The organism is Actinomyces sp. ICM47 (genome assembly GCF_000278725.1).
Classification (GTDB): domain Bacteria; phylum Actinomycetota; class Actinomycetes; order Actinomycetales; family Actinomycetaceae; genus Pauljensenia.
The window spans coordinates 1-13,715 of record NZ_ALCA01000077.1; the positions used below are offsets into that span (position 1 = coordinate 1).

Consider the following 13,715-nt stretch of genomic DNA (forward strand, 5'->3'; position numbering starts at 1 on the left):
GAACTGAACAACTGCCCCAGAGCCACCCTCGGCTACCGCACCCCCACAGAAGCATTCAACCAACTCATTGCTACCACCCATTGACACCACCGGGATCAATTGATGTTAGTGCAAGTGCGCGCGAGGAAGCGAGCGCGGAGTTATCGCAACCGATGACGAGTACGTCGCGCCCGGGGACCAAGCCATCTTTCAGGAGTGCGAGGATCGCGCCGTGCGCACACTGGTCGTTGTAACAGACCAGGGCATCCACTCCGGCGGGCAGGCCCGCACGAACGGCCAGGAATCCTGCGTCCACGTCGTCTCCGCCGGGCAACGTCACGTAATCGAGTTCTACGGAGCGACAAGCGTCGATAAAGGCAGTCTGTCTAGCGCGCGCTGTGGGTCCTGGTGGACCTTCAATGAATGCGAGACGTCGCCGTCCCCGTCCTCGCAGGAGCGTCATCGCCTCGTGCATTCCTGATTCGTGTGCGCTTGTGATCAGGTCGATGTCGTCACGAGGGGCTTGCTGGTCGATTAGGACGGTCGGAACTGTCGAATATCGCTGCGAGACGAGCGAGGAATCAGCGGCTATGACGGATTGCGTGCGCACCTGTAGGAGGGATTCCCATGCGCGATCAACGTCGCGCGGGTCATCGACTGATTCAACGACGACCCTAAAGTCCTTCCGCTGCGCCTCGCGGAGGATACCCGAGTGGTAGCGCACGTGCAGCTCCCGACCCAAGGAGCAGATCAGGCCGAGAATGTGGGGACGTGCGGAGGAGAGGAGGGATGCCGCGACGTTCGCGCGGTACCCCAGTTCCTCTGCTACCTTCTCGATTCGCTCGCGGGTCGCAGAGGCCACGCGGGGGGATCCCTGGAGGGCGCGCGACACCGTCGCGATCGAGGTCCCAGATGCGGTCGCGATATCGTCAAGGGTGACCCGACGACCGGGGTACACGTCGTGACCTTGTGCTGGCGTGTGGTTGTGGCCGCGTTTGATCGCTGGTGTCGGCTCCTCGGAGATCATTTTTCCAGTCTATAGCCCCTCACGTGGCCTTTCACACGTGTGCCTCAGCTACGTGCGACAAACATGGCGCGTAAAATTGAACTGGAACACATCCTTTAATGACCGTCCTGTGAGGCGGGGAAGGAGCAAGCAGTGGGTTCACTGCACGCTGATCGCGCGTCGCGCGGCAAAGAAGTATTGGGAGCAGACGACGTTGCCCGCTCTCTGACACGAATCGCTTACGAGATCATTGAACGCAACGGCGGTAGCGACAACCTCGTCATCGCCGGCATTCCGACGCGCGGCGCCACCCTTGCGCGCAGGCTTGTCGACAGGATTCGCGAGGTGTCTGACACCTACGCGAACCTGGCGATCATCGACACCACGATGTTCCGCGACGACCTGGCTAGCCAGCCGCTACGCGCACCTAAGGAAACCCTCATTCCGGCTACGGGCCTCGACGGTAAGACCGTCGTCCTGGTGGATGACGTCCTCTATACGGGCCGCACCATTAAGGCCGCGCTCGATGCACTCACCCGAATCGGTCGTCCTGCGGCCGTTCAGCTCGCCGTCCTTATCGACCGTGGGCACCGTGAGCTGCCGATCCGACCGGACTACGTCGGTAAGAACTTACCGACCTCGCGGGATGAAACTGTCACCATCCTGCTCGACGAAACCGATGGACGCGACGGCGTCCTGCTAGGGAAGGGCCTGTAAGCGATGAGCCTCAGCCATCTCATTTCCATCCGCGACTTAACTCGAGAGGAGGCGATCCTGCTCCTCGATACAGCGGAGCAGATGGCGGCCACGCAACACCACAGCGTCAAGAAGCTACCGACTCTCCAGGGCAAGACGGTTGTGAACCTCTTCTTCGAGGACTCGACTCGCACGCGCATTTCCTTCGAGACCGCGGCCAAGCGCCTGAGCGCGGACGTCATCAACTTCCAGTCGCGCGGCTCCTCAGTCTCTAAGGGTGAATCCCTCAAGGACACTGCCCTGACGTTGCAGGCTATGGGGGCTGACGCGGTCATTGTGCGTCACTCGTCCTCGGGTGCGGCTCACCGCCTGGCTCACGCCGGGTGGATGAACCTGCCGGTCCTCAACGCGGGTGACGGCACCCACCAGCATCCGACTCAGGCGCTCCTGGATGCCATGACGCTGCGCCGCCATTTCGGCGCCTCCGACCATGCGGGCCGCATCCCCGAACCCGGCACCGGCCTCGACGGTGCCCACGTCGTCATTGTCGGCGACGTTCTCCACTCGCGCGTCGCCCGTTCCAACGTCGATCTGCTCACCCTGCTAGGCGCGCGTGTCACTCTCGTCGCGCCCCCGACGCTGCTGCCCCTGGGCGTCGAGACCTGGAACTGCGAGACCTCGTACAACTTTGACGAGGCCTTGGCGACCCAGCCTGACGCGGTCATGATGCTGCGTGTCCAGCGCGAGCGTATGTCCAGCGCCGGAGGTGGATTCTTCCCCTCCCCGGGTGCGTACCACTCCGAATATGGCCTCACACCGGAGCGCTTCACGAAGCTGCGTCCCGACGCGGTCGTCATGCACCCGGGTCCCATGAACCGCGGCCTCGAGATTTGTGCCGAGGCTGCCGACTCTTCTCAATCTGTCATCGTCGAACAGGTCAGCAATGGCGTGTGCATCCGCATGGCAGCCCTCTATCTGCTTCTCGCATCGGAAGGACACCACAATGACTAAGCAGACCCGTGACATTCTCATCAAGGGGGCGTCCCTGCTGGGTGGGCAGCCCACCGACATTGCGTTGTCCGGCGGCGTGATTGTTGCCATCGGGGTGGGCGCAGCCGATTCGGTGCGCGACCCGCGCGTCATCGATGCCGAGGGCCTGGTCGCCTTGCCCGGTCTTGTGGATATTCACACGCACCTGCGCCAGCCCGGCGGCGAGGATGCCGAAACCGTCTTCACTGGCACCCGTGCGGCCGCCGTGGGAGGTTACACCGCCGTGCATGCGATGGCCAATACGACGCCCACGCAGGACACGGCTGCCATCGTCGATCAGGTGCTGGATCTGGGCGAGGCAGCCGACTGGGTCGAGGTGCGTCCCGTCGGTGCCGTCACAAAGGGACTGGAAGGCAAGCATCTTGCGGCGCTGGGTTCGATGGCACGCTCGCGTTCTAAGGTGCGCGTCTTCTCCGACGACGGCAAGTGCGTCTCCGATCCCGTCCTCATGCGTCGCGCCCTCGAATACGTCAAGGGCTTCGACGGCGTGATTGCCCAGCACAGCCAGGACCCCGCTCTGACCGAGGGCGCGCAGATGAACGAATCGGCTCTATCCGGCGAGCTTGGTTTGGCCGGCTGGCCGGCGGTCGCCGAGGAAGCAATCATCGCCCGCGACATTCTGCTAGCCAAGCACGTTGGGTCGCGTCTGCACGTGTGCCACCTCTCTACCGCTGGCTCGGTCGACATTGTGCGCTGGGGGAAGGCCCAGGGGGTAAACATTACCGCCGAGGTGACCCCGCACCACCTGCTGCTCACCGAGCAGCTGGCCGCCACCTACGATCCGCTCTACAAGGTGAACCCCCCGCTGCGCCGCGCGGAGGACGTCGAGGCGGTGCGTGAGGGCCTCGCGGATGGCACGATCGACGTCGTTGGTACGGACCATGCGCCGCATCCCCTCGAGATGAAGGACTGCGAGTGGCAGGCCGGAGCGTTTGGCATGACGGGTCTGGAGACGGCCCTGCCGATCATCATTGAGACAATGGTGAACACCGGTCGCATGAACTGGGAGGACGTCGCGCGCGTCCTGTCGACGGCCCCTGCCCGCATCGGCCGCGTTGAGACGCAGGGCCAGGGCATCGTCGTCGGTGCCCCCGCCCACATCACGCTCGTGGATGCTTCCGCGCGCGTCACGATTGACCCGGCCAAGCAGTGGACCCGCTCCACGAACTGCCCGTTCCGTGGCATGGAGCTACCCGGCCAGGTGCGCTTCACGATCTATGGCGGCGTCCCGACGGTCGCCGACGCTACCCCGATCGCCAAGGAGGATCGATGACTACGACCGATATCGCCCTGCTCGTCCTGGAGGACGGCACCGTTTTCAAGGGACGTGCCTGGGGTGCGCGAGGTCGCACGCTCGGTGAGATCGTGTTTTCGACGGGCATGACTGGCTATCAGGAGACCCTGACCGATCCGTCGTACCACCGCCAGATCGTCGTCATGACGGCCCCGCACATCGGGAACACGGGCGTCAACGATGAGGATCCGGAGTCCTCCCGCATCTGGGTGGCCGGCTTCGTCGTGCGTGACGCCGCTCGCCGCGCCTCGAACTGGCGTGCTCGCCGCGAACTGGAAGACGAACTGGTCGCTCAGGAGATCGTCGGCATCGCTGACGTGGATACCCGCGCGATCACCCGTCACATCCGCGAGCGCGGTGCTATGCGCGCCGGAATCTTCTCGGGTGACGCGCTGCCCGTGGGTGCGCAGTACCTGGGGGACGAGGCCGTGGCATCCCTCGTGCGCATCGTGTCGGAGTCGCCCGTCATGAGCGGGCAGGCGCTGGCCGCCGAGGTATCGACGGATGAGACTTACGTGGTTGAGCCGCTGGGGGAGTGGGAAGGCAAGGAGCCTCGTTGCCGCGTCGTGGCTGTTGATCTCGGTATCAAGTCGCGCACGCCATTCCACCTGGCTGCGCGTGGAGCGCGCGTCTACGTGGTGCCCTCCACCGTTTCCTTTGCGGACATCGAGGCGCTCAAGCCGGACGGCGTCTTCTTCTCCAACGGCCCTGGTGACCCGTCGACGGCTGATCGAGAGATTGGTGTGCTGCGCGCCGTCCTGGACGCAGGTATCCCGTACTTCGGCATTTGCTTCGGTCACCAGCTCTTCGGCCGTGCCCTCGGCTATGGCACCTACAAGCTGGACTACGGTCACCGTGGCATCAACCAGCCGGTGAAGGACGTGGCGACGGGCCGCGTGGAGATCACCGCCCACAACCATGGCTTCGCGGTTGACGCCCCGGTGGGGGAGCCCTCGGTTGCTCCCTTCGATTCGGGCCGATACGGACGCGTCGAGGTGTCGCACATCGGTCTGAACGACGGCGTCGTCGAGGGCCTGCGCGCCCTGGACATCCCAGCCTTCTCCGTCCAGTACCACCCTGAGGCAGCAGCGGGCCCGCATGACGGCGAGCTGCTCTTCGACCGCTTCATTTCCCTGATGACCGCAGCTAAGGAGACCCACTGATGCCCCGCAGGAACGATCTGTCGTCCGTCCTCGTCATCGGATCGGGCCCCATTGTCATCGGCCAGGCGTGCGAGTTCGACTACTCGGGAACGCAGGCATGCCGCGTCCTGAAGGAGGAGGGCCTGCGCGTCATCCTCGTCAACTCCAACCCGGCCACCATCATGACCGACCCGGGCATCGCAGACGCCACCTACGTCGAGCCGATCACCCCGGAGGTCGTCGCCTCAATCATCGAGAAGGAGCGTCCCGATGCCCTCCTCCCCACATTGGGCGGCCAGACGGCCCTCAACACGGCCGTGGCTCTGGCGGAGATGGGCGTGCTCGAGCGATTTAACGTTGAGCTGATTGGGGCCTCGATTGACGCGATCCGAGCGGGTGAGGACCGTGAAGAATTTAAGGAGATCGTCGAACGCTCGGGTGCCGAGGTCGCCCGCTCCTTCATCGCTCACACGATGGAAGAGTGCCACGCCGCTGCCGCCGAGCTCGGCTACCCCCTCGTTGTTCGTCCCTCCTTCACGATGGGCGGCCTCGGATCCGGATTCGCGTACACGCCCGAGGACCTTGAGCGCATCGCCGGCCAGGGCCTGGCCGCCTCCATCACGACCGAGGTACTCCTGGAGGAGTCGATCCTCGGCTGGAAGGAATACGAACTTGAGCTCATGCGCGACAAGGCGGACAACGTCGTCGTCGTGTGTTCAATCGAGAACGTCGACCCGGTCGGCGTGCACACGGGTGACTCGATCACGGTTGCCCCGGCTCTGACCCTCACCGACCGAGAAATGCAGCGCCTGCGCGACATCGGCATCGCCGTCATCCGCGCCGTCGGAGTGGACACCGGCGGCTGTAACATCCAGTTCGCGATCCACCCCGAAACGGGCCGCATCATCGTCATCGAGATGAACCCGCGAGTGTCGCGCTCCTCCGCCCTGGCCTCGAAGGCTACGGGCTTCCCGATCGCCAAGATCGCCGCTCGGTTGGCCACCGGATACACGCTCGACGAGATCCCGAACGACATCACGGGCTCGACTCCGGCCTCGTTCGAGCCGACGCTCGACTACGTGGTTGTGAAAGTCCCGCGTTTCACTTTCGAGAAGTTCCCGGCCGCCGACCCGACGCTCACCACGTCGATGAAGGCCGTCGGCGAGGCCATGGCGATCGGTCGTTCCTTCACGGAAGCTCTCCAGAAGGCTCTGCGTTCGATCGATAAGGGCGGGGTACAGTTCCACTGGGATGGTGATGCGCCCACCCCCGAGGAGACGCGCGCGCTCATCGAGGCCGCATCGGTTGGCACAGAGGGGCGTCTCGTCCAGGTCCAGCAGGCGATCCGCGGAGGCGCGACCCTCGAGGAACTTTTCGCCTCGACGAAGATCGACCCCTGGTTCCTCGACCAGATGTTCCTCCTCGACGAGGTCGCGACCCGCATCTGCGAGGCCGAGGCCTTGACGGGCGACGTCCTGGCCGAGGCGAAGCGCCACGGTTTCTCTGATCGCCAGATCGCAGCCATGCGTGGCCTGTCCGAAGACACGGTGCGCGAAGTGCGCGGAGCCTTCGGTATCCACCCCGTCTACAAAACGGTTGACACCTGCGCCGCCGAGTTCGCCGCCCGCACGCCATACCATTACTCGACCTACGACCAAGAGAACGAGGTGCGCCCGCGCGAGCGCGAGGCCGTCATCATCCTGGGTGCCGGCCCCAACCGCATCGGCCAGGGCATCGAGTTCGACTACTCGTGCGTGCACGCCGCCATGTCGCTGCGCGAGCACTACGAGACCATCATGGTCAACTGCAACCCCGAAACGGTGTCGACCGACTACGACATCTCCGACCGCCTCTACTTCGAGCCCCTCACGCTCGAGGACGTCCTGGAGATTTACCGCGCCGAGTGCGCGGCCGGCCCCGTCAAGGGCATGATCGTCCAGCTCGGTGGTCAGACTCCGCTCTCGCTGGCAGCCGACCTTGAGCGCGCCGGCGTGCCGATCCTGGGCACGAGTCCGCGGGCCATCGACCTGGCGGAAGACCGCGAGGAATTCGGCAAGGTTCTCGAGGCGGCCCACTGTCCGGCACCCGCGCACGACACGGCGCACACTCCCGAACAGGTCATTGCTGTCGCCGAGAAGGTTGGATACCCGGTCCTCGTTCGTCCGTCCTTCGTGCTGGGCGGGCGCGGCATGGCGATCATCAATGACGAGCCGGCGCTGCGTGATTACCTGGCCAGCCACGACTCCGAGCTGCTGTTCTCGCGCGGCCCGCTGCTCATCGACCGCTTCCTCGATGCGGCCATCGAGATCGACGTCGATGCCCTGTACGACGGCACGGAACTCTTCATGGGCGCGATCATGGAACACATCGAAGAGGCTGGCATCCACTCGGGTGACTCCTCCTGCGTGCTGCCTCCCATGACGCTGTCCGCGCGCGAGCTGGAGCGTATTACCGCCTCTACCGAGGCGATCGCGCGGGGCGTCGGCGTGCGCGGCCTCATCAACATCCAGTTCGCGCTGCTCTCCGACACCCTCTACGTCATCGAGGCAAACCCCCGCGCCTCCCGCACCGTGCCCTTCGCCTCCAAGGCGACCGGCGTGCAGCTCGCCAAAGCAGCCGCCCTCATCCAGGTCGGTGCTTCCATCGCGTCGCTGCGCGAGCAGGGCATGCTGCCCGCCACGGACGCCCGCGAAATCCCCGAGGGTGGGTCTATTGCCGTCAAGGCAGCCGTTCTGCCCTTCAGTCGTTTCCGCACGGATAAGGGCGAGATCGTCGATACGATGCTCGGCCCCGAGATGCGTTCCACCGGTGAAGTTATGGGTATCGACTACGACTTCCCGACGGCCTTCGCCAAGTCTCAGCTGGGTGCGTCCACGGATATGCCCACGTCGGGCACGGTGTTCATCTCGATCGCCGACACCGATAAACGAGCGATCGTCCTGCCCGCCGCCCGTATGGCAGAAATGGGATTCACGATCCTGGCGACCTCCGGTACCGCTTCTGTGCTGCGTCGCAACGGCATCCCGGCGCGCTCGGTGCGCAAATCCTCGGAGGGACGCGGCGTGGATGGAGAACCCACGGTCGTGGACCTTATCAACGAGGGCCTCATCGACATGGTCGTCAACACCCCGCAGCGGTCCGCCCCGCGTAACGACGGCTACCAGATCCGCGCAGCCGCGGCCTCGCAGGACCGCCCGGCCGTCACGACGCTGCAAGCTTTCAACGCGATGGTGCAGGCCATCGAGGTCCGTATGCGCGGCTCCTATGCCGTGCGCTCCCTGCAGGAGTGGGACGCCATCCGAACGGAGGAGACACGATGAACCCGCTGTCCGCCACTACGCCCGTATCCCTCGGCTTCGGCGACCGCCTCTACGCGGCCATGCGCGAGCACGGCCCCGTGTGCGTGGGTATCGATCCACACGCCTCGCTTCTTGCCCAGTGGGGGCTTGACGACGACGCGAACGGTGTGCGAGAGTTTTCTCTTCGCGTCGTCGAGGCCCTGGGTGGTCGCGCCGCAGCTTTCAAGCCACAGGCCGCCTTCTTTGAACGGCACGGCTCACGCGGCGTCGCGGTCCTCGAAGAGGTTATCGCTGCCTGCCGTGAGGTGGGCACCCTGTGTATCGTGGACGCCAAGCGAGGCGATATTGGTTCGACGATGGCAGGCTACGCTGAAGCCTTTTTGTCGGACCAATCTCCGCTTGCAGGCGATGCCGTTACGCTATCTCCCTACCTGGGCGTCGGTTCTCTGACGCCCGCTCTCGAGTTGGCCAAAGCTACCGGCAGGGGAGTGTTTGTTCTCGCGCTCACCTCCAACCCTGAGGGAGCGTCCGTCCAGCACGCGCGTCGGGAGGATGGAAGCAGCGTCGCAGGTCAGGTCGTGTCTCAACTGGCGGACTTTAATAGCTCCTGTGATCAATTCCATCTTGGCCCTGCAGGCATCGTCATCGGAGCGACCGTTGGTGATGCTGTGCAGCGTCTCGGCATCGATTTGCCTGCACTCAAAGGCGCGTTTTTGGCTCCAGGAGTGGGCGCACAGGGTGCTGGTCCAGCGCAGGTCAGGCAGGTTTTCGCAGGCGCTGAGGACGCTGTGTTGGCCTCGTCTTCTCGTGCAATTCTGGGCGCGGGTCCGAGTGTGGCAGGACTGCGCAACGCCTACCTTGCGACGGTCGAATCACTGCAATAGTCTGTCGAGTTAATCAGAAGTCGGCGTTTTGGGATGGCGCATGTGCTTTGAAAGGTGACATAGTTTATTTACCGAAGATCCCAACGGAGGAGATGATCAGAATGGCACTACCTGATCTCACGCCGGAACAGAGGGCACAGGCCCTTGAGAAGGCAACTCAGGCACGGCGCCGTCGCGCCGAGGTTAAGAACGCGCTCAAGGCGCGCTCGATGAACCTGTCTGAGGTTTTGGAACTCGCTGATTCAGACGAGGCCGTGGCGAAGATGAAAGTCTTTTCGCTACTGGAGTCGCTGCCGCGCGTCGGCACGAACACGGCCGCCGTCCTGATGGACGAGTACAAGATTGCCCAAAGTAGGCGAGTACGAGGCCTCGGCCCCGTACAGCGCAAGGCTTTGGTCGAGCGTTTCGGCTGATACGGGTACACATGGCACAATTGAGCCATGACACAGGCTCAATTGACAGTTCTTGCTGGCCCGACCGCCGTTGGAAAGGGAACCGTTGTCGCCGCTCTCTTGAAGCGCTATCCGCACCTGAGGGTGTCGGTTTCGGCGACGACTCGCAATCCTCGGCCTGGTGAACTGGACGGCGTCCACTACTACTTCGTTTCCCCTAGCGAATTCGATTCCATGATCGAAAGGGGAGAGATGTTGGAGTGGGCGCTTGTTCATGGGAAAAACAAGTACGGTACCCCTCGCGGTCCCGTTGATACGGCTCTGGCAGCCGGAGAACCGGTGTTACTCGAGATCGACCTCGCGGGTGCACGCCAGGTTCGAGCTAATCGCCCCGACGCCCAGTTTATTTTCCTGGCCCCGCCCTCCTGGGAGGAGCTGGAGCGCCGCCTCGTCGGTCGCGGTACCGAGGGGCCGGAAGAGCGTGAACGTCGACTCGCCACCGCCCGCGTTGAGGTGGAAGCGGCCTCCGAGTTCGATCACGTTGTGATCAACGACGATGTCGACCGTGCGGTGAGTGAGCTGGCCGGGCTCATTGGCCTGGAGTAATATCTACCTGAATCTGCCACTGAGAGGAAGACACGTATGTCCGGAATTGTTGCCCAGCCCGTGGGTATCACGTCCCCGCCCATTGATGATCTGCTGGAGCACGTCGATTCCAAGTACGCACTGGTTATTTTTGCCGCGAAGCGTGCTCGCCAGATTAACTCCTACAACCTGCAGCTTCAGCAGAACATGATTCAGTTCGTGGGTCCCGTTGTCGACGTCCAGCCCGACGAGAAGCCGCTGGCCGTGTCTCTGCGCGAGATCAACGAGGGCCTGCTCTCTCTCGAAGCAAACCCCGAGGCCTGACATGGCAACGATCGTCGTCGGGGTGACCGGCGGCGTCGCAGCCTTCAAAGCACCAATCGTGGTCCGCGAGTGTCAACGCGCGGGCCACGACGTGTATGTGGCAGCGACGCGCGCCTCCTTGGAGTTCGTGGGTCGTTCAACTTGGGAGGGGATCACGTCTCGCCCCGTCGCTGTCGAAATTGCGGGGGAAGGACGTGCCGAGCACGTGGAGCTTGCCCGTGTGGCCGACCTGATCATCATCGTTCCAGCGACAGCGAACACCCTCGCCCGGTTGGCCAGCGGCTTTGCCGACGATATGGTGTCGCTGACGGTGCTCGCCTCGGACGCGCCGGTCGTCGTAGCACCCGCGATGCATTCGAACATGTGGCTAGCCCCCGCCACCCAAGCGAACGTGGCGACGCTGCGCGGTCGCGGTGTCCACGTCATCGATCCCGCCTCCGGTGCCCTCGGGTCCGGGGACAGCGGTATCGGTCGCCTCCCCGAACCCGAGGAGATTGCACGCCGAGCCCTGGAGGTGCTCGCACGAGCAGAAAAGGCTGACTCCGCTCCCATCCTAGATGGGCGGACCGTCGTGGTGACCGCAGGCGGTACCCGCGAACCCATCGATCCGGTGCGTTTCCTCGGCAACAAGTCGTCGGGCCGTCAGGGCCTGGCCATCGCCGCAGCCGCTGCACGCTCAGGAGCCACTGTCCGCCTCATCGCCGCTAACATCGACGATTCCGTCATGACGCTTCTTCCGCCCTCGGTCGAGGTCACGCGGGTGGGCAGCGCGCTCGACATGCGCGAAGCTACGATGGCTCAGGTGGTCGGTGCTGACGCCCTGGTTATGACCGCCGCTGTTGCAGATTTCCGCCCACAGTCCGCCCAGGCCTCGAAAATGAAGAAGGACCCGGCGAGGAGCGACGCGCCGGTTCTGCATCTCGTGCGCAACCCCGACATCCTCTTCGAGGTCGGACACAGTAACATTCGTCCGCCCCTCGTCATCGGCTTCGCGGCGGAGACAGGCACGGATGAGGAGATCCTGGCCTACGGCGCTGACAAGGCCGCGCGCAAGGGGGTCGACTTCATCTGCCTGAATCGCGTGGGTGCGACCGTCGGCTTCGGCGACGTCCCCAACGACATTCGTTTGCTGGATGCGAGCGGGCGCGTCGTGGGGCGTTACACCGGCTCAAAGGATGAGGTTGCGGCAGGTCTTGCCGATCAGATTGCCGCTTTCCTTGATAGCCTTGAGCGGTGAGTCAACAGCTTTTCTCTTCCGAGTCCGTCACCGAAGGTCACCCCGACAAGGTCTGTGACCGTATCTCCGATGCGATCCTCGACGCCCTGCTTGATGCGGATCCCCACTCGCGCGTTGCTGTCGAGACGATGGCCGCAACCGGTCTCATCCATGTCGCCGGCGAGGTGACCACCGAGGCGTACGTCGAGATCCCCGAGATCGTGCGCCGCGAGATCCTTTCGATCGGATACGACTCCTCGCGCGTCGGCTTTGACGGCGCGTCCTGCGGCGTGTCCATCTCTCTTGACGGGCAGAGTCCCGATATTGCGGGCGGCGTTGACGAGGCGCTCGAGGTGCGTGGCACCGACGGCGGCGATCCTCGCGACCGCCTCGGTGCGGGCGACCAGGGCATCATGTTTGGCTACGCTTCCTCGGACACCCCTGACCTCATGCCGGCTCCGATCTGGCTGGCGCACCGCCTGGCCAAGCGCCTCACCGACGTGCGCAAACAGGGCATCGTCGAGGGGCTGCGCCCCGACGGTAAGACTCAGGTGACTCTCGCCTACGAGGGCGGCCGTCCGGTCGGTATCGACACCATCGTCGTGTCGACCCAGCACGACGAGACCCTGACGCAATCCGCCATCGCGGACGCCGTGCGTGCCCACGTCATCGACCCCGTCATTGAGGAGTCCGGGCTGGCTTTGGCTACGGGTGAGATGAAGGCTCTCATTAACCCCTCCGGTCGCTTCGTGCTGGGTGGGCCTGCCGCAGATGCGGGCCTGACGGGTCGCAAGATCATCGTCGACACCTACGGCGGCATGGCCCGCCACGGCGGTGGCGCGTTCTCCGGAAAGGATCCTTCGAAGGTTGATCGCTCCGCGACGTACGCTGCCCGCTGGGTGGCCAAGAACGTCGTGGCTGCGGGTGTCGCCCAGCGCTGCGAGATTCAGCTGGCTTACGCGATTGGACGAGCACGCCCGATCGGCCTGTACGTCGATACCTTCGGCACCGCCACTCTTCCCGAGGAGCGCATCGCCGACGCGATCCGCGAGGTCTTCGACCTGCGACCGCTCGGCATGATCGAGGACCTGGACCTGCTGCGCCCGATCTACCGCGAGACGGCAGCCTACGGCCACTTCGGTCGCGAGCAGTTCCCGTGGGAGGCTATCAACCGCGTCGACGAGCTTCAGGCCGCCCTCGCATGAGCGCCGCCGCGGAGCAGATCGACGACTACGTACCCTCCTGGGATACTGAGGAGGCGCGGCGGTCGTGGCGTAAGCGTACGAGCCTGGAGATGATCATCTCGGGCTTCATCGGCCTTGTCACCTCCTTCGTTCTGTCGATTGAGGCGTGGCAGCTGGCCGCCGACTCGTCGGCGCGCTTCGGCTGTGACGTCTCCTCCGTGCTCTCGTGCTCGGCGGTCGCCCAGACGTGGCAGGCGCGCATCCTCGGCTTCCCCAATGCGTTCCTCGGCATCTTTTTCGAGGCCGTGGTGCTGGCGATCTCCGTCGCCATTTTCGCGGGGGTGACGTTTCCCCGCTGGTACATGGTGTGCACGAACCTGCTCTACACGATCGCGCTATTTTTCGCGTTCTGGCTCTTTGGCCAGTCCTACTTCATCATTCAGGTGTTGTGTCCCTGGTGCTTGCTTATCACGCTGACGACCACGCTGGTCTTTGGCGGCATCACGCGGATCAACATCCGCGACGGCGTGATCCCGGCTCCGGCCTCGCTGCGCCGAATCGTCGGTCAGGGGTTGGACTGGGCGCTGTGGGGCCTCATTGTGTTCGGCGTCCTCGCGATGGTCGTCGGCAAGTACGGTCTGAGGCTTCTGGGCTGAGCGCAGGA

13 protein-coding genes are annotated in these 13,715 nt (G+C 64.2%); 12 read left to right on the top strand and 1 reads right to left on the bottom strand.

All coding sequences use genetic code 11. The annotated features are described in order from the left end of the window. Positions 1 to 70 precede the first annotated feature (70 nt). Complete coding sequence (locus HMPREF1136_RS04610) at positions 71 to 1,006, bottom strand: LacI family DNA-binding transcriptional regulator (protein WP_009648169.1); 936 nt, start codon at positions 1,004 to 1,006, stop codon at positions 71 to 73. Between the two features lie 132 nt (positions 1,007 to 1,138). On the opposite strand from HMPREF1136_RS04610, the gene pyrR reads away from it, so the two are divergent. From pyrR to HMPREF1136_RS04670, 12 genes are all read left to right on the top strand, one after another. After that, positions 1,139 to 1,702 carry a bifunctional pyr operon transcriptional regulator/uracil phosphoribosyltransferase PyrR gene (gene pyrR / locus HMPREF1136_RS04615; RefSeq protein ID WP_009648192.1) on the top strand — a complete coding sequence of 188 codons (564 nt, stop codon included), beginning with the start codon at positions 1,139 to 1,141 and terminating at the stop codon, positions 1,700 to 1,702. A 3-nt stretch (positions 1,703 to 1,705) separates the two neighbouring features. Beyond that, positions 1,706 to 2,692, top strand: a complete 987-nt coding sequence (locus HMPREF1136_RS04620) for an aspartate carbamoyltransferase catalytic subunit (protein WP_009648176.1) — start codon at positions 1,706 to 1,708, stop codon at positions 2,690 to 2,692. Beyond that, the gene (locus tag HMPREF1136_RS04625) at positions 2,685 to 4,004 is read left to right on the top strand and encodes a dihydroorotase (protein WP_009648182.1); all 1,320 of its coding nucleotides are present in this window, start codon (positions 2,685 to 2,687) and stop codon (positions 4,002 to 4,004) included. Before HMPREF1136_RS04620 ends, HMPREF1136_RS04625 begins: the two co-directional genes overlap by 8 nt. Beyond that, on the top strand, positions 4,001 to 5,188 hold the full coding sequence (gene carA / locus HMPREF1136_RS04630; protein ID WP_009648183.1) for a glutamine-hydrolyzing carbamoyl-phosphate synthase small subunit: 1,188 nt from the start codon (positions 4,001 to 4,003) through the stop codon (positions 5,186 to 5,188). The genes HMPREF1136_RS04625 and carA overlap by 4 nt, the downstream gene beginning before the upstream one ends. Next, positions 5,188 to 8,487, top strand: a complete 3,300-nt coding sequence (gene carB, locus HMPREF1136_RS04635; RefSeq protein WP_009648177.1) for a carbamoyl-phosphate synthase large subunit — start codon at positions 5,188 to 5,190, stop codon at positions 8,485 to 8,487. The genes carA and carB overlap by 1 nt, the downstream gene beginning before the upstream one ends. Next, a complete protein-coding gene (pyrF, locus tag HMPREF1136_RS04640; protein WP_009648191.1) occupies positions 8,484 to 9,350 on the top strand; it encodes an orotidine-5'-phosphate decarboxylase in 867 nt (288 codons plus the stop codon). The genes carB and pyrF overlap by 4 nt, the downstream gene beginning before the upstream one ends. A gap of 101 nt (positions 9,351 to 9,451) precedes the next feature. Continuing rightward, entirely contained in the window at positions 9,452 to 9,763 is a 312-nt protein-coding gene (mihF, locus tag HMPREF1136_RS04645) for an integration host factor, actinobacterial type (RefSeq protein WP_009648178.1), read from the top strand. A 27-nt stretch (positions 9,764 to 9,790) separates the two neighbouring features. After that, complete coding sequence (gene gmk / locus HMPREF1136_RS04650) at positions 9,791 to 10,348, top strand: guanylate kinase (RefSeq protein WP_009648173.1); 558 nt, start codon at positions 9,791 to 9,793, stop codon at positions 10,346 to 10,348. Positions 10,349 to 10,384: 36 nt separating this feature from the next. Then, positions 10,385 to 10,651, top strand: coding sequence for a DNA-directed RNA polymerase subunit omega (rpoZ, locus tag HMPREF1136_RS04655; protein ID WP_003792400.1), 267 nt, complete (start codon positions 10,385 to 10,387; stop codon positions 10,649 to 10,651). Between the two features lies 1 nt (position 10,652). Further along, the gene (gene coaBC / locus HMPREF1136_RS04660) at positions 10,653 to 11,888 is read left to right on the top strand and encodes a bifunctional phosphopantothenoylcysteine decarboxylase/phosphopantothenate--cysteine ligase CoaBC (protein ID WP_009648190.1); all 1,236 of its coding nucleotides are present in this window, start codon (positions 10,653 to 10,655) and stop codon (positions 11,886 to 11,888) included. After that, positions 11,885 to 13,072, top strand: a complete 1,188-nt coding sequence (metK, locus tag HMPREF1136_RS04665) for a methionine adenosyltransferase (protein WP_009648185.1) — start codon at positions 11,885 to 11,887, stop codon at positions 13,070 to 13,072. Before coaBC ends, metK begins: the two co-directional genes overlap by 4 nt. Further along, complete coding sequence (locus tag HMPREF1136_RS04670; RefSeq protein ID WP_009648181.1) at positions 13,069 to 13,707, top strand: vitamin K epoxide reductase family protein; 639 nt, start codon at positions 13,069 to 13,071, stop codon at positions 13,705 to 13,707. Before metK ends, HMPREF1136_RS04670 begins: the two co-directional genes overlap by 4 nt. Positions 13,708 to 13,715 lie beyond the last annotated feature (8 nt).